Source organism: Pseudarthrobacter sp. N5, from assembly GCF_050157035.1.
Classification (GTDB): domain Bacteria; phylum Actinomycetota; class Actinomycetes; order Actinomycetales; family Micrococcaceae; genus Arthrobacter.
The window spans coordinates 2,511,503-2,527,257 of sequence record NZ_CP189593.1 but is presented as its reverse complement, the minus strand read 5'-3'; the positions used below and the strand labels follow the sequence as shown (position 1 = coordinate 2,527,257).

The 15,755-nt window shown below is 64.0% G+C and carries 11 protein-coding genes; 9 read left to right on the top strand and 2 right to left on the bottom strand.

All coding sequences use genetic code 11. The annotated features are described in order from the left end of the window. Nucleotides 1–106: 106 nt before the first annotated feature. Nucleotides 107–2,728: a valine--tRNA ligase gene (gene valS / locus ACQCST_RS12175; RefSeq protein WP_426996031.1), complete on the bottom strand. Its 2,622-nt coding sequence runs from the start codon at nucleotides 2,726–2,728 to the stop codon at nucleotides 107–109. A gap of 77 nt (nucleotides 2,729–2,805) precedes the next feature. On the opposite strand from valS, the gene ACQCST_RS12170 reads away from it, so the two are divergent. The 8 genes from ACQCST_RS12170 (at nucleotide 2,806) to ndk (ending at nucleotide 11,251) form a co-directional block, all read left to right on the top strand. Beyond that, nucleotides 2,806–3,210: a DUF488 domain-containing protein gene (locus ACQCST_RS12170; protein WP_426996030.1), complete on the top strand. Its 405-nt coding sequence runs from the start codon at nucleotides 2,806–2,808 to the stop codon at nucleotides 3,208–3,210. A 15-nt stretch (nucleotides 3,211–3,225) separates the two neighbouring features. Continuing rightward, nucleotides 3,226–3,990, top strand: coding sequence for an SDR family oxidoreductase (locus tag ACQCST_RS12165; RefSeq protein ID WP_426996029.1), 765 nt, complete (start codon nucleotides 3,226–3,228; stop codon nucleotides 3,988–3,990). Nucleotides 3,991–4,069: 79 nt separating this feature from the next. Beyond that, complete coding sequence (locus tag ACQCST_RS12160) at nucleotides 4,070–4,627, top strand: glycerophosphodiester phosphodiesterase family protein (protein ID WP_426996028.1); 558 nt, start codon at nucleotides 4,070–4,072, stop codon at nucleotides 4,625–4,627. Nucleotides 4,628–4,636: 9 nt separating this feature from the next. Beyond that, a complete protein-coding gene (locus tag ACQCST_RS12155) occupies nucleotides 4,637–4,867 on the top strand; it encodes a glycerophosphodiester phosphodiesterase (protein ID WP_426996027.1) in 231 nt (76 codons plus the stop codon). 739 nt (nucleotides 4,868–5,606) lie between these two features. Beyond that, the gene (ileS, locus tag ACQCST_RS12150; protein ID WP_426996026.1) at nucleotides 5,607–8,969 is read left to right on the top strand and encodes an isoleucine--tRNA ligase; all 3,363 of its coding nucleotides are present in this window, start codon (nucleotides 5,607–5,609) and stop codon (nucleotides 8,967–8,969) included. Nucleotides 8,970–8,972: 3 nt separating this feature from the next. After that, nucleotides 8,973–10,334 (top strand): bifunctional folylpolyglutamate synthase/dihydrofolate synthase, encoded by a 1,362-nt coding sequence (locus ACQCST_RS12145; RefSeq protein ID WP_426996025.1) that lies wholly within the window; start codon nucleotides 8,973–8,975, stop codon nucleotides 10,332–10,334. Nucleotides 10,335–10,337: 3 nt separating this feature from the next. Then, entirely contained in the window at nucleotides 10,338–10,799 is a 462-nt protein-coding gene (locus tag ACQCST_RS12140; RefSeq protein WP_426996024.1) for a DUF4233 domain-containing protein, read from the top strand. A 38-nt stretch (nucleotides 10,800–10,837) separates the two neighbouring features. Beyond that, nucleotides 10,838–11,251, top strand: coding sequence for a nucleoside-diphosphate kinase (gene ndk / locus ACQCST_RS12135; protein ID WP_426996023.1), 414 nt, complete (start codon nucleotides 10,838–10,840; stop codon nucleotides 11,249–11,251). Nucleotides 11,252–11,339: 88 nt separating this feature from the next. On the opposite strand, the gene ACQCST_RS12130 is transcribed toward ndk, so the two are convergent. Then, nucleotides 11,340–12,023, bottom strand: coding sequence for a vitamin K epoxide reductase family protein (locus ACQCST_RS12130; protein ID WP_426996022.1), 684 nt, complete (start codon nucleotides 12,021–12,023; stop codon nucleotides 11,340–11,342). Nucleotides 12,024–12,485: 462 nt separating this feature from the next. Between ACQCST_RS12130 and ACQCST_RS12125 the strand changes: the two genes are divergently transcribed. Further along, the gene (locus ACQCST_RS12125; protein WP_426996021.1) at nucleotides 12,486–15,716 is read left to right on the top strand and encodes an Rne/Rng family ribonuclease; all 3,231 of its coding nucleotides are present in this window, start codon (nucleotides 12,486–12,488) and stop codon (nucleotides 15,714–15,716) included. The last annotated feature ends 39 nt before the right edge of the window (nucleotides 15,717–15,755 follow it).

The following is a 15,755-nucleotide window of genomic DNA, read 5'->3' as shown; positions in this document are numbered from 1 at the left end:
GATCCTGCCAGACTGTCAAAGACGTCACCGGACAGCCGAAAGTCGAAGCCCCACCAACGGCAAAACGCTGATGGGGCTTCCCCTTTGCCCGAAACCTGTGAAAAGGCTAGGCCTGCGGAGTCTCCTCTGCCAGTGCCAGCACCACGTCACTGACAGTCAGTTCGCCGTCGCCCGCCACCAGCGTGAGCTCGCGGGCATTGGACGCCGCCTTCAGATCCCCAAGGCCGGCCTTCAGCTGTGTGATGAGGGACTCTGTCGCCGTGATGGTGGCGGACAGAACCTCGGTGCGCTGCTTGACCTTCGCTTCGGACTTCGCCTTGCGCACCCCGCTCAGTGCCACCCCGACGGTGGAGAGCATGGTGGTGTCGCCGTCGGCGATTTCCAGGGCCGCGGGCCATTCGGCGCGGTGCACGGAGCCGGTGCGCCACCAGCCCCAAACCTCTTCGGTTGCGAAGGGCAGGAACGGAGCGAAGAGCCTCAGCAGGGTGTCCAGGCTGGTGGCAAGGGCGGCAAGCACGGAGGCCTTCTCGGTTTCGCCGGCGGCACCGTAGGCGCGGTCCTTGATCAGCTCCACGTAGTCGTCGGTGAACTGCCAGAAGAAACTCTCGGTGATCTGCAGCGCCCGGGCGTAGTCGTAGTTCTCGAACGCCTTGGTGGACTGGAGCACCACATCCGCCAGCTGAGCCAGGACCGCGCGGTCCAGCTGATTGGTGAGCACCGCCAGATCGGTGCGGACGACGGAGTTCTCGGTTGCGCCGAGGTTCAGTACAAACTTCGAAGCGTTGAGGAGCTTGATGGCCAGACGGCGGCCGATCTTCATCTGCGCGATCTCGTATGCCGTGTCCGCGCCAAGCTTGGCGGACGTGGCCCAGTAGCGCACGGCGTCCGAACCGAACTCATTCAGGACATCGGTGGGAACAACCACGTTGCCCTTTGACTTGGACATTTTCTTACGGTCCGGATCCAGGATCCACCCCGAGATGGCTGCGTGCTTCCAGGGCGCGGTGTTCTGCAGGGCGTCCGCTCGGACTGCGGAGGAGAACAGCCACGTCCGGATGATGTCGTGACCCTGGGGGCGGAGATCAAAGGGGTAGACCTTTGCGAAGAGTTCCTCGTCCCGGCTCCAGCCGCCCACAATCTGCGGTGTCAGGGACGACGTGGCCCAGGTGTCCAGGACATCGGCGTCGCCGGTGAATCCACCGGGGACGTCACGCTGGGCTTCCTCGTAGCCGGGGGCTGCGTCAGCGGCAGGGTCCACGGGAAGCGAGTCATCGGTGGGTACCACAGGATTGCTGTAGTCCGGGTTGCCGTCCGTATCGAGCGGATACCAGACGGGAACCGGAACACCGAAGAAGCGCTGGCGGGAGACAAGCCAGTCGCCGTTGAGGCCGGAAATCCAGTTCTCGTAGCGTGAACGCATAAATGCCGGGTGGAATTCGATCTCGCGTCCGCGTGCGATCAGGCGTTCGCGGCGCTCTTCGTCGCGGCCGCCGTTGCGGATGTACCACTGGCGTGAGGTCACCACTTCGAGGGGTTTATCGCCCTTTTCGAAGAAGTTGACAGGGTGCATGATCTTTTTAGGCTCGCCATCGAGCAGCTCGGCATCGGACAACAGCTCCACCACTGTTTCCTTGGCGCTGAAGACTGTCTTGCCTGAAATTGCGGCAAAGGCCGCGCGGCCCCCCTCAGTGGTGATCCACTCCGGGGTCTCACCGATAATGCGGCCGTCACGGCCCACAATGGCGCGGGTGGGTAGCTGAAGTTCGCGCCACCAGGTGACGTCGGTGAGGTCTCCGAAGGTACACACCATCGCGACGCCGGAACCCTTGTCTGCCTTGGCAAGCGGATGGGGCATGACCTCAACCTCGACACCAAAAAGTGGAGACGTGACTTTCTTACCGAACAGCGGCTGGTACCGTTCGTCGTCGGGGTTTGCCACCAGAGCGGCACAAGCGGCCAGCAGCTCGGGGCGGGTGGTCTCGATGTAGATCTTTTCGCCGTCCTCGGTGAAGAACGGGTAGCGGTAGTAGGCGCCAGCCACTTCACGGTCTTCGAGCTCCGCTTGGGCCACTGCCGTGCGGAACGTAACATCCCAGAGCGTGGGGGCCTCGGCCATATAGGCGTCTCCGGCGGCGAGGTTCGTCAGGAACGCTCGCTGGGACACTTCGCGGGAAACGTCGTCGATTGTCCGGTAGCTCAGTTCCCAGTCAACGGAGAGGCCGAGGGTCTGGAAGAGGCTTTCGAAAACCCTCTCGTCCTCAACGGCGAGCTCCTCACACAGCTCAATGAAGTTCCGGCGCGAGACGACGTCGAAATCGCGCTGATTCTTGGCAGGCTCGGCGGGCGGACGGTAGCCGGCGTTGTAGGGGATGGCCGGATCGCAGCGCACACCGTAGTAGTTCTGCACGCGGCGCTCGGTGGGCAGGCCGTTGTCATCCCAGCCCATCGGGTAGAAAACGTTCTTCCCGATCATGCGCTGGTAGCGCGCCAGCACGTCCGTCTGGGTAAAGGAGAACATGTGCCCCACGTGCAGGGACCCCGACGCGGTGGGCGGGGGAGTGTCGATCGAGTAGACCTGCTCCCGGGTGGTGTCCGGATTGAACTTGTAGGTCCCTTCGGCAAGCCAGCGCTGAGTAAGCGCCGCTTCGAGCCCCTCAAGGGCGGGCTTGTCCGGAACGTTGATAGGGGCGGGGGAGGGCGTGTCTGTACCCTGATGTGTTTCAGCCATGGAGCAATTGTTTCATGGTCCTGCACGGGAGCGCACAGCGGGAGCCGGACGCGCACTTCTGCAGTAGCATGCGGCACATGGACAAGCGTGCTGATGCCGTGGTGATCAAGCGGATCTATGAAGACCCTGCGGACGACGACGGCTGCCGGGTTCTTGTTGACAGGCTTTGGCCGCGCGGGGTCAGCAAGGAACGGGCGCGCCTGGACCTGTGGCTGAAGGAGGTGGCGCCCTCGCCGCCGTTGCGGACTGAATTCGCCCACATGCAGGAGCGCTTCGCGGATTTCAGGCAGCACTATGAGGCCGAACTGGAAAACAATCCGGCCGTGGAAACGCTGCGGGAGCTGATCGCCGCAAACGGGCGAGTGAGCCTGCTCTATGGTGCCAGGGATCCGGAAATCAACCACGCCCGCGTACTGCTGGAATTCATTCTTCGCAATAGTCCCGGCGCAGGCAGCCACCCGGGCGGAACTGCGGGCGAATGACGTTAGGGTGTTGCCATGAGTGAGGTAGCGAACAAGAACGCAGCATTGGTCACGGGCGCCAGCACCGGAATCGGCGAAGCCACAGTCCGCGCCCTGCGGCAAGAGGGCTGGACGGTCTTCGCAGTGGCGCGCCGTGAGGAACGCTTGGCCGCACTGGAAGCCGAAACCGGCGCCGTGGGCATTCCTGCTGATATCACCGAGGACGCTGACGTGGAGCGGCTGCTGGCGGACGTCACGGCTGCCGGAGGGATCAGTACCCTCGTCAATATCGCCGGTGGAGCGCGTGGCGCCGACCCGATTGCGCAGACCCGGACCGGGGACTGGGAATGGATGTACCGGGTGAACGTGATCGGGACCATGAAGCTCACCAGGGCTTTCCTGCCGATGCTCCGGGAAAACGGCGAAGGCACGGTCCTGAACCTGACGTCCACGGCAGGTTTGGCGGCCTACGAAGGTGGTGCCGGGTACAACGCAGCCAAGTTCGCCCAGCACGCCATGACCGCTGCCTTACGCCTGGAAGAGGCAGAGCACAATGTGCGCGTGATCGAGGTGGCTCCCGGCCTCGTGCACACTGAAGAGTTTGCGCTCAACAGGCTGGGCGGCAACCAGGAAGCTGCCGCAAAGATCTATCAGGGTGTAGAGAAGCCGCTGACGGCAGGGGATGTGGCGGATGTGATCCGGTACGCCGTCACAGCACCGCACCACGTTAACCTGGACCAGATCGTCATCCGTCCGGTGGCCCAGCCCGCCAACCACAAGCTCATACGCAAGAACGTCTGAACACCCGACGTTCAACTAGGGTTTGCACAGTTGTCTGGCAGGGGCGGCCTGCGGTTGGCGTGCGGGGCTACGGTGGCACGTGCCCCTGCGCGACACCGGTCCGGTGACGCCGGCGGATCCCCAGTACCCCTACGTCGGCAAGGACATCAAGGACCTGACTTTCGCCCAGATCCGTAGCTTGGACTGCGGCAGCCTCACATTGCCCCAGTTCCCGGGCCAGCTGGGCTCTCCGGGTGCAAAGATGCCCACCCTGGCCGAGGTGTTCGCCCTGGCGGACTCCTACGGGGCCAGCCAGGTGAGGTTCAACATTGAAACCAAGATGGAGGCCGGCGCTCCGGAGCGGACATCTCCCCGCGAGCAGTTCGTGACGGTCGCGCTGCGCGAAATCAAGGCTGCGCACATGGAGCACCGCGTGTCCATCGAAAGCTTCGACTGGGGTGCGCTGCGCCTGGTCCAGCAGCAGGATCCGCGGATTCCCACTGTGGCCCTGACCAACAAGGACTTCCTGCAGGCCGGCCAGCCGGGAAAGTCCCCGTGGCTCGGCGGCATTGATTCCGACGACTTCGGCGGCGACGCCATTGCGGCGGCTTCCTATCTCGGATTCGACGCCATCTCGCCGGTGCATGGCACCCCGTAGAACGGCACCGTGGAGGACGCGAACTACGTCCCTTACGTAACCGCGGACATGGTCAAGGGTGCGCACGCCGCCGGTATGCAGATCATCCCGTGGACAATCGACGACAAGCCCACCACATGTTCTCTGATCGAGGCTGGCGTTGACGGCTTGATCACCGATTACCCGGACCGCCTCCGGGACGTGATGGGCGAATGCGGCATGAAGCTGCCGCACAGCTTCCAGGTTGCGCCGGGCCATTGACTCCTCAGCAGGCCACCAGCCACAGGCCCATCCGCACAGTCTGAACCGAGCATTTAGCCGGCGTTGACGTCCTCTCAGCCGCAGCCGCTCAACGACGGCGGTCAACTCAACGGCCAACGCCCCGGTCGATTCACCTGATGGTGTGCTGCAGGACGCCGCGGTGCCGGCAGCAATGTCAGAGCCGCACGGCTTTTGTATAAAGCGGTTCCCGGAACTCTCCAAGAATTGCTGAGCGGAAACCGGGCGAACAATCCGTTGCCGGCACCAGTACCGGTACCGGTCCCGGTCCCGTCAACGTCACTGCGCCTCCAGCGTGTCCGGGTGCCGCGCGGCGGCCGTCATGGCTTCAATATTGGCCGGGACAGGGCCGCGGCACAGGCAGGGAGAGTCGGCCGGACTCCCTGTAGAGCTGGCCGAATGGCGGGGCTGCCACTCTCCCCGTAGAATCCTTATAACAGCGTTGAGCCGGCCATCACCGGTGAGCTTCCGGAAGAACACCCTGAGTACCGCTCCGTTGGGGAACAGGGTCAGTAGAACCGGACGGGTAAGCCCGTCACAGCAGCAATGAGCGGCCGGCGCCGGAACAGCTCCCTTACCCGGGGGCATGCCATGGAGCCGGTAAGTGAGGTGGTACCGCGGTGCCGGTGCTGTTCCGGGAGAAGAGTCCCAGGACAGGGCAGGAGCCGTCCTCGCATCCTGAACGGAACAAGTGTTCACCAGCTCAACCCAGGATGTAGAGATGACGTATTACCCCAAGGCCTCAGCCGCACCTTCCGGCGCAGCCTCAACCACCTCCGGTTCCAACACCTCGGGTGTGTCGGCCTCCGTGAAGTTCCCGGAGATCGAAGAGCGTATCCTCAAGTACTGGGACCAGGACGGTACGTTCCAGGCCAGCATCGACCAGCGCGATGCCGATCTTCCCGGCGGGCCCCCCGGCAGCAACGAATTTGTCTTCTACGACGGCCCTCCCTTCGCCAACGGCCTCCCGCACTATGGCCACCTTCTGACCGGTTACGCCAAGGATCTGGTGGGCCGCTACCAGACCCAGCGCGGGAAGCGCGTGGAACGCCGCTTCGGCTGGGACACGCACGGCCTTCCCGCGGAGCTGGAAGCCATGAAGCAGCTCGGCATGACGGACAAGACCCAGATCGAAGCCATGGGCATCGACAAATTCAACGACGCCTGCCGCGCCTCGGTGATGAAGTACGCCGACGAATGGAAGAGCTACGTCACCCGCCAGGCCCGCTGGGTGGACTTCGAGAACGACTACAAGACCCTCAACGTCGAATACATGGAGTCTGTGCTCTGGGCGTTCAAACAGCTGCACAGCAAGGGACTGACCTACAACGGCTACCGCGTCCTGCCATATTGCTGGAAGGACGAGACGCCGCTGTCCAACCATGAGCTGCGCATGGACGACGACGTCTACAAGAACCGCCAGGACCAGACCGTAACGGTGACGTTCCCCATCACGGCGGGAGAGTCGGCCCTGTCCCGGGAACTGGCCGGAGTGCAGGCGCTCGCCTGGACCACCACGCCCTGGACACTGCCCACCAACCTGGCGCTCGCCGTCGGGCCTGCCATCACGTATGCCGTACTGCCTGCCGGACCCAACGGGGTCAAGGCGGCTTCGCACGAGTTGCCGGTGACCGGCAGCTTCCTTTTGGCTGCTGAGCTGCTGGGCGCGTATGCAAAGGATCTGGGATACGACGACGCCGCTGCCGCCGAATCCGCTGTCGTGGCCACGCACACCGGCGCCGAGCTTGAGGGCCTGCAGTATCAGCAGCTGTGGAACGATTTCGCCGACACCGAAAAATTCGGCACTGAAAACGCTTGGCGCATCCTGGTGGCGGACTACGTCACCACCACCGACGGCACGGGAATCGTCCACCAGGCCCCGGCCTACGGTGAAGACGACCAGAAGGTCTGTGAAGAAGCCGGCATCCCTGTGGTGCTGTCCGTGGATGAGGGCGCCAAATTTCTGCCGCTCTTTGCACACGGTGACCTGGCCGGGATCGCCGGCCTCCAGGTGTTCGACGCCAACAAGCCCATCACCCAGGTGCTGCGCGCCCAGGGACGCCTGGTCCGCCAGGCCAGCTATGAGCACAGCTACCCGCATTGCTGGCGCTGCCGCAACCCGCTGATCTACCGTGCGGTCTCCTCTTGGTACGTGGAGGTCACGAAGTTCAAAGACCGCATGTCCGAACTGAACCAGGAGATCAACTGGATCCCGGGCAACGTCAAGGACGGCCAGTTCGGCAAATGGCTCGCCAACGCCCGTGACTGGTCCATCAGCCGCAACCGCTACTGGGGCAGCCCTATCCCCGTGTGGCAGTCCACAGACCCGGAATACCCGCGCACCGACGTCTACGGTTCCCTGGCCGAGATCGAGGCCGACTTCGGCCGCCTGCCGATGAACACGGACGGTCAGGTTGATCTGCACCGTCCCTTCATCGATGAACTGACGCGGCCCAACCCGGATGATCCGCGCCCCCCGGAGGAGGGCCAGTCCGTGATGCGCCGTGTGGAGGACGTGCTGGATGTCTGGTTCGACTCCGGCTCCATGCCCTACGGCCAGGTCCACTACCCGTTCCAGAACGAGGAATGGTTCGACACCCACAACCCGGCCGACTTCATCGTGGAGTACATCGGGCAGACCCGCGGCTGGTTCTACATGCTGCACATCCTCTCCACGGCGCTGTTCGACCGCCCGGCCTTCCGCAACGTCATCAGCCACGGCATCGTGCTGGGCTCGGACGGGCAGAAGATGTCAAAGAGCCTGCGCAACTACCCGGACGTCTCCGAAGTCCTGGACCGCGACGGTTCCGACGCGATGCGCTGGTTCCTGATGTCCAGCCCGATCCTGCGCGGCGGCAACCTGGTGGTCACCGAACAGGGAATCCGCGACGGCGTCCGGCAGGTCATCCTGCCGCTCTGGAACGTCTACAGTTTCTTCACGCTGTACACCAACGCATCCAACACAGTTGATGGAACAGCATCGGGCTACGACGCGAAACTGCGCTACGACGACTACGCCGACACTCTGGACCAGTACCTGATGGCCAACACCGGCGACCTGGTCCGCAACATGACCGCCCAGCTGGACAGCTACGACATCTCCGGTGCCTGCGACGAACTGCGCAGCTACCTGGACATGCTCACCAACTGGTACGTCCGCCGCAGCCGCCAGCGCTTCTTTGACGAGAACACAGATGCGTTCGACGCACTGCACACAGCCTTGGAAGCGGTGTGCCGGGTATCGGCGTCACTGCTGCCGCTCGTCTCCGAGGAGATCTGGCGCGGCCTGACAGGCGGCCGCTCCGTGCACCTGGCCGACTGGCCGGACGCGGAACTGTTCCCGGCGAACCCGGAACTGGTGGAAGCCATGAACCGCGTCCAGCAGATCTGCTCCACCGGCTCCTCGCTGCGGAAGGCCGCCAACCTGCGCGTCCGCCTGCCGCTGCAGGAACTGACGGTGGTGGCACCCGGCGCGGGTGCGCTGGAAGGCTTTGCCGCCGTCGTCGCGGATGAACTGAACCTGCGTTCGGTCCGTTTGCTGGACGCCGCCAGCGCCTCGCCGGAGGAATTCGGCATCGAGCAGAAGCTCGTGGTCAACGCCCGGGCGGCGGGTCCGCGCCTGGGTAAGAACGTCCAGCAGGCTATCAAGGGGTCCAAGTCCGGCGACTGGTCCGTGGGTGGTGCCGGGGCGGTTACCTCAGGTGGCCTGGAGCTGGAGCCGCAGGAATACACTCTGGAGACCGTTGTGGCCGAAACGGCCGACGGCGGCACGGGTTCTGCTTCAATAGCGGTCGCAGTCCTGCCCGGTGGCGGCTTTGTGGTGCTGAACACCGACGTCACACCTGAACTGGAGGCCGAAGGTCTGGCCCGTGACATGGTCCGCGCCATCCAGCAGGCCCGCAAGGACGCCGGGCTCAATGTCAGCGACCGTATCCGGACCACTGTGAAGGCCCCGCAGAACATGGTCGATGCTTTGGCGGCCAACGCCAGGCTGGTAAAGACCGAAACCCTGACCATCGACCTCACTGCTGTCCTGGGCGACACAACGGAACCGCAGATCACCGTCGAAAAAGTAAAGGCCTGAGACATGACAGACGAATTCTCCGTGGAGAGCGTTTACGCCGAATTGCTGGGGCGTGCGCCCGAAAACAAGATGGAGCCGCGGCTGGCGCCGCTGTTCCGGGCGATGGATGTGCTGGGCGAGCCGAACAAGGCCTATCCGATCATCCACATCACCGGGACCAATGGTAAGACATCCACTGCACGGATGATCGAAGCAGGGCTACGTGCCCACGGCCTGAGCACGGGGCGGTACACCAGCCCGCACCTGTCCAAGGTCACAGAGCGGATCAGCATCGACGGATCACCGGTTTCCGATGAGACATTTGTGCGCATCTGGGACGAGATCCGCCCCTACTTGGAAATCGTGGACAACGAGCTGCTGGCCGAAAACCAGCCCCGGCTGACGTACTTCGAGTGCCTGACCATTCTGGGGTTCGCGATCTTCGCGGACCAGCCGGTGAACGTGGCCGTGATCGAGGTGGGACTGGGCGGCATCACCGACGCCACCAATGTGGGCGATGGCCAGGTATCCGTGGTGACGCCTATTTCCCTGGATCACACGGATCTGCTGGGAGACACCACCGAGGACATCGCCTACGAAAAGGCCGGCATCATCAAACCTGGCGGCTTCCTTATCAGCGCCGCGCAGCCGGTTGATGCCGCGCAGGTGCTGCTGGAGAAGGCTAAGGAGGTCCAGGTGCCGTTCCGCTTCGAAGGGGTGGAATTCGGTGTGGAATCCCGGACAGTGGCTGTTGGCGGCCAGGTGATCACTGTCCAGGGCATCGCCGGGCGTTATCCGGAACTGCTTCTGCCGCTGCATGGCAAGCATCAGGCGGAAAACGCGGCAGTGGCCGTTGCCGCACTGGAGGCGTTCTTCGGTGGCGGAGAAAAGGAGCTCGACGCCGACATCCTGCAGGAAGCCTTTGCCGGCGTGACCTCACCCGGCCGGCTGGAAGTGGTCCGCACGGCGCCCACCATCATCGTGGACGCTGCCCACAACCCGGACGGCATCCGGGTGTCTGCGGAGGCCATCCACGAAGCGTTCAGCTTCAGCAAAGTGGTGGTTGTGGTGGGCGTGCTGAAGGAGAAGGACGCCGAACAGATCCTCCGCCAGCTCAAGGAATCCCTGGGCGATCTTGCCGAGGAGTACTGCTTTACCCAGTCCAACTCGCCCCGGGCAGTTCCTGCAGCCGAACTCGCCGAGCTGGCCGTGGAAATGGGCTTCGGCGAGGACAACATCCACATTGCCGAGAAGCTGGACGACGCGCTGGAATGGGCTGTTGAGCGTGCCGAAGCCAACGATGACCTGGCCGGTGGTGTGCTGGTGACCGGTTCCATCACGTTGGTGGCGGAAGCGCGGATCCTGCTCGGGAAAACGGAGGCCTAGGCCATGGCCAAGCTGACTAAGGCCCAGCGGGAATGGCGGCCGGGCATGCCCAAGAAACGCCGTTCCACGAAGGTGATGTTTGCCTCCACGGTGCTCCTGCTGGAGTCGTTTGTGGCGTTCTTCGCAACATTGGCCGTGTTCGGGCTGCGGCGGGACGAGTTTCCCCCGGTGCTTATCTTGTCCGTTGGCATCGGTCTGAGCGCGCTGATGATCCTTGCTTGTGCCGTCCTCTCCAAACCGTGGGGTGTGGCTCTGGGGTGGATTCTGCAACTGGTCCTCATCCTTACCGGGCTGGTGGAACCCATGATGTTCCTGGTGGGAGCTCTGTTCGGTCTGGCCTGGTGGTACGGAATCCGCACCGGCATCCGGATCGATTCCGAGGCGGCCCAGCGCGAGCGGGAACAGGTTCAGTGGGATGCTGCCCATCAGGACAGCAATCCTGAACCTGGAACCCAGACCCCGTAGACTTGGTCCCAAACCCCCAACAACACCCTGGAGCAGCCATGAGCATTGAGCGCACCCTAGTCTTGATAAAACCCGACGGCGTGACCCGTAACCTGAGCGGCACCATCCTCAGCCGGATTGAGGCCAAGGGCTATACCCTGACCGAACTCAAGAAGGTCAACGCGAGCCGTGAGCTGCTGGAACAGCATTATGAAGAGCACGCGGGCAAGCCGTTCTACGAGCCGCTGGTGGAGTTTATGCTCAGCGGCCCGGTTGTTGCGGCGATCTTCGAGGGCCACCGCGTTATTGAGGGTTTCCGCTCAGTCGCGGGAACTACTGACCCCACCACAGCCACCCCGGGGACCATCCGCGGTGACTTCGGCCGCGACTGGGGCCTTGCGGTCCAGCAAAATCTCGTCCATGGTTCCGACTCGGTGGAGTCCGCCGAGCGTGAGATAAGCATCTGGTTCTGACCCCGGGCTGAACCGCCGAGGTGAGACGTGGGGCCCATGTTTGAGGAAAACATGGGCCCCACGTCTCACCTCGGCATTGTTTACCGCCTCAGTAGCCGGAAGTCCCGATGAACACCTGGATGAACGCGAAGAAAATCGTGGCGATTACCCCTACATAGAGCAGCGCCGTGACGATCCAGCCTGAATCACCGAGAATCTTGGCAGCACCGGGCGGCACACGGATGACACCCTGCGTGATGTTGCGGACTGTGGTCCAGACAAACAGAGGGATCATGGCGGCCCACACGATCATGCAGAACGGGCACAGGATGTGGATAGCGTAGAGGGCCTGGGACCACAGCCACGCCACAAAAATGAAGCCGAGCGTTACGCCGGCCTGAAGACCCAGCCAGTACCAGCGGGCAAACCTGGCTTCCGCGAGCAGGCCCATACCGGTGCTGATGATCACCGCAAAAGCAACGATGCCGATGAACATGTTGGGAAAACCGAAGAGGGAACTCTGCCACGTCTTCATCACGTCACCGCAGGAAATCCACGGATTGATGTCGCAGATGGTGGTGTGGCCCGGATTCTTGAGTACTTCGAGCTTCTCCAGTACCAAGGCGCCGGAGGACAGCCATCCCACAATGCCGGTGATCACCAGAAGCCAGCCGAACTGCCGGTTGCGGGCCGTTGACGGCACAGCGGGTTCTGCTGTCGCCGTCGGGGATGCGGGCCTTGCCGCGCCAGTCTTGGCGGTTCCGTTGCCGGGGGCGGGGGAGATGCTGGGCATGTTTTCTGGCGTCCTTCGTCTCGGTACTCCTCGCCCCGATTGTAGCGCCGGTGGCTGGGAGGGTCTGGCCTGCCACCGCGCCGCACTTTTCCCTGCCTGCTTCGGTGCCGTGCCTCGGCGCCGGGCGGGGCATGGTGTGAGAGAATGAAAGTGGCTGGAGGTCGATCCACATTCGTGCTCCGGTCCGGTGGCTTGTTCCCAAGACCGCCAATGATGAGCAGGGCTCGCCCGGATCCTCTGATCCCCGGAACCCGCAATGCCATTGGACGGCACCTGGTTGTGTCATGTAGATCAACGGGTTTCAGGACACAGTTGCCGGCTCTCACGGGCTGCCGCACCCCACTGACGGTGCGAACCTGAGAGTATCCACTTGACTTCTGTTAACGCCTGCGGGTTTTGACAATATGTGCCCCATCGGGTGCTGGATGTGGCGGTGCGGCGGGGGCAGGAGTGTTGCCACATATGGAAAATGACCAAGTAGTAGCCGTAAGCGAAGAAGCGCCGGAAGCGGAAACGCCCAAGAAGGCCACGCGGACACGCCGGAAGGTTGTGCCGAAGGCCAAAGCCGGCGAGGCTCCGGCCGCTGTTTCCAGCGTCACCGAGACCCCTCCGGCAGGGGACGCCATGACGGCAACTGCGGCTGATCAGGTCGAGCAGGCCGCAGAGGCCAAGGCACCGGTGCGCCGCAGCCGTTCGCACAAGAAAACAGACATCCCGGAGCCTTTGCCGGTTTTCGCCGACGAGGCGCCAGCCGCCGATGCACCTGATGCGCTTGTCACTGATGCCGCAGCAACCGGGCCCGTTGCCGACTCGGCGGAGCCCACCGAAACAGAAGGGCCCGCTTCCGGAGCAGCCGCTCCCGAAGCTGAGGCAGCCACCAAGACCGTGCGCCGCCGTCGGGCTGTGAAACCAAAGGTTGAGGCCGAAGCTCCAGTCGAAGCGCCTGCCGGGCCTGTCGCTGTGGGCGCGCCTGCCGAAGCTGGAGCACCCGAAGCCGAAGCCGTACCGGAAGCCCAGGAAGTACCTGCGGACCAGCCCCTGAGCCCGTTCGGATCACTGTTCATGGAGCCGGCCACTGCCGCGTCCGTCCTGTTTCAGGCACCGGATCTCAGCACCGTGGTGCGCCCAGTCGCTGCCGTTCCCGTTGTGGTCGCGGACACCGAGGACCCCGACGAGGACGAAGACGGCGACGACGACGCCAGCGGGCGGCGGGGCCGCCGCAGCCGTGGCCGCCGTGGCCGCAGCCGAACGTCAGACCGTGAGGTGGACGGCGACGCCGAAGGTACCGAAGACGGCACAGCGGATGACGCCGATGAAGAGTCGGCCGCGCAGGCAGAGGACGGCGTAACCTCGCGTCGTCGTCGCCGCCGGCGCCGTGGCGACCAAGACCTGGAGCTGACCGGTGGCGGGGACAATGATCCGCCCAATACGGTAACCCGTGTTCGCGCGCCGAGGCCGGTCAGCGAACCGGCCCTCAACAACCGCGTCACGAGCGTCAAGGGCTCCACACGCCTGGAGGCAAAGAAGCAGCGCCGCCGCGAATCGCGCGACACCGGCCGCCGCCGCACCGTCATCACGGAGGCCGAGTTCCTGGCCCGCCGCGAGTCCGTGGACCGTCAGATGATCGTCCGCCAACGCGATGACAGAATTCAGATCGGCGTTCTGGAAGACGGCGTTCTGGCCGAGCACTTCGTCTCCAAGACACAGCAGGATTCCCTGATCGGCAACGTCTATCTGGGCAAGGTCCAGAACGTGCTGCCGTCCATGGAAGCCGCCTTTGTGGACATCGGACGCGGCCGCAACGCCGTGCTTTATGCCGGTGAGGTCAACTGGGACGCGGCCACCCTGGAAGGCAAGCAGCGCAGGATCGAGAACGCACTGAAGTCCGGCGACACCGTGCTGGTGCAGGTCACCAAGGATCCGGTCGGCCATAAGGGCGCGCGCCTGACCAGCCAGATTTCGCTGCCCGGCCGCTATCTGGTGTACGTTCCCGGAGGTTCCATGACCGGAATCTCACGCAAGCTGCCCGACGTCGAACGTAACCGACTCAAGCGGATCCTTAAGGACCGTCTCCCGGAACATGCCGGCGTGATTGTCCGCACCGCAGCCGAGGGTGCCTCTGAGGAAGAGTTGACGCATGACATCAACCGTCTGCGCGCCCAGTGGGAGGGCATTGAAAGCCAGTCCACCTCCACCAAGATCCTTTCCCCGGAGCTCCTTTACGGCGAACCGGATCTCACCATCAAGGTGGTCCGTGACGTATTCAACGAGGACTTCTCTAAGCTGATCGTCTCCGGGGAGGAAGCCTGGGACACCATCGAGGCCTACGTCACCTACGTGGCGCCGGACCTGGTGGGCCGGCTCGAAAAGTGGACCAAGGAGTCGGACATCTTCGCGGCGTGGCGCATCGACGAGCAGATCCACAAGGCCCTGGACCGCAAGGTATTCCTGCCCTCCGGTGGCTCGCTCGTGATCGACCGCACTGAGGCCATGACCGTAGTGGACGTCAACACCGGTAAGTTCACCGGCAGCGGCGGCAACCTCGAGGAAACCGTCACCAAGAACAACCTTGAAGCTGCCGAAGAAGTCGTCCGCCAGCTGAGGCTGCGGGACATCGGCGGCATCATCGTCATCGACTTCATCGACATGGTGCTGGAATCCAACCGCGACCTGGTTCTGCGCCGCATGGTGGAGTGCCTGGGCAGGGACCGGACAAAGCACCAAGTGGCTGAGGTCACCTCGCTGGGACTCGTCCAGATGACCCGCAAGCGGATGGGCACCGGGCTCCTGGAGGTATTCGGCGAGCAGTGCGAGGCCTGCGCCGGCCGGGGAATCGTCACCCATGACGAACCCGTGGAGCACCGCCGGGTCAACACTGTAGCTGCAGAGCACCACGTGCAGCGGACCGAAACCCAGCCGGCTCCCCGGACGGAGCGGAAGCGCCGTCGCGGCAAGGGCGGGCAGGTACCGGAAGGCGCCCCAGCAGCCACGGTCCAGGTTCACACGGTGTACCCCACGCACCCGGAACCCACGGACGCTGAACGCCATGTAAAGGCGGAAGCCACCCGGGCTGCACTGGCGAACATCGCCGCTGCTGCCCACGCTGCCCATCTGCACGACGACGATGCGCACGCAGCCGCGGCCGCGGCTGGCATTGCAGCGGTTGAGCGTCCGGCTGCTGCTGCACTGCCAGCCGGGTCCGACAACAGCGGGCGCCCTGCAGCTGTCCTGACGTTTGGTGGTGAGCAGGTAGTGCTTCCGTTCGTCGAGCATGCGGAGGACCACCCACAGGCGGCAGCGGCACTCACACTGGATCGCCTGGCCGAAGCATTTGCACACCTGGGCGAGCCTGCCACTGCCGCGGGACGTCCTGCTGTGGAACGTCCTGCAGCTGCCGCGGGACGTCCTGCGGCGGCCGGCCACCGGGACGCGGACCGCTACGAGGATCACACAGCGGTCCAGTCCGGTGCCCGCCGGCCCCGCCGCAACCGGAGCGCCAGCCGTGCCCAGGGTGCAGCCAACGAGACCACCGTGGAGCAGCATGAGACCGCAGAGGCACAGGCACCGGCCGCAGCTCACTCGCACGAGTCCAAGGCACCGGCCGCGGTTGCCAGGGAAACTGCTCCAGCCAAAAAGGTTGCGGCGAACGAGCCCATCATCCTGGGTGTAGGGGTGCCGGCTTCTGAGCTCTGACTAGGCCGCGATCCGGCTCACTGGCCGGATGAGGATGAT

What these genes read in the sequence shown, in the direction of transcription:
- valS (WP_426996031.1), bottom strand. Translation starts at nt 2,728, where the DNA reads ATGGCTGAAACACATCAGGGTACAGACACGCCCTCCCCCGCCCCTATC.
- ACQCST_RS12170 (WP_426996030.1), top strand. Translation starts at nt 2,806, where the DNA reads ATGGACAAGCGTGCTGATGCCGTGGTGATCAAGCGGATCTATGAAGAC.
- ACQCST_RS12165 (WP_426996029.1), top strand. Translation starts at nt 3,226, where the DNA reads ATGAGTGAGGTAGCGAACAAGAACGCAGCATTGGTCACGGGCGCCAGC.
- ileS (WP_426996026.1), top strand. Translation starts at nt 5,607, where the DNA reads ATGACGTATTACCCCAAGGCCTCAGCCGCACCTTCCGGCGCAGCCTCA.
- ACQCST_RS12145 (WP_426996025.1), top strand. Translation starts at nt 8,973, where the DNA reads ATGACAGACGAATTCTCCGTGGAGAGCGTTTACGCCGAATTGCTGGGG.
- ACQCST_RS12140 (WP_426996024.1), top strand. Translation starts at nt 10,338, where the DNA reads ATGGCCAAGCTGACTAAGGCCCAGCGGGAATGGCGGCCGGGCATGCCC.
- ndk (WP_426996023.1), top strand. Translation starts at nt 10,838, where the DNA reads ATGAGCATTGAGCGCACCCTAGTCTTGATAAAACCCGACGGCGTGACC.
- ACQCST_RS12130 (WP_426996022.1), bottom strand. Translation starts at nt 12,023, where the DNA reads ATGCCCAGCATCTCCCCCGCCCCCGGCAACGGAACCGCCAAGACTGGC.
- ACQCST_RS12125 (WP_426996021.1), top strand. Translation starts at nt 12,486, where the DNA reads ATGGAAAATGACCAAGTAGTAGCCGTAAGCGAAGAAGCGCCGGAAGCG.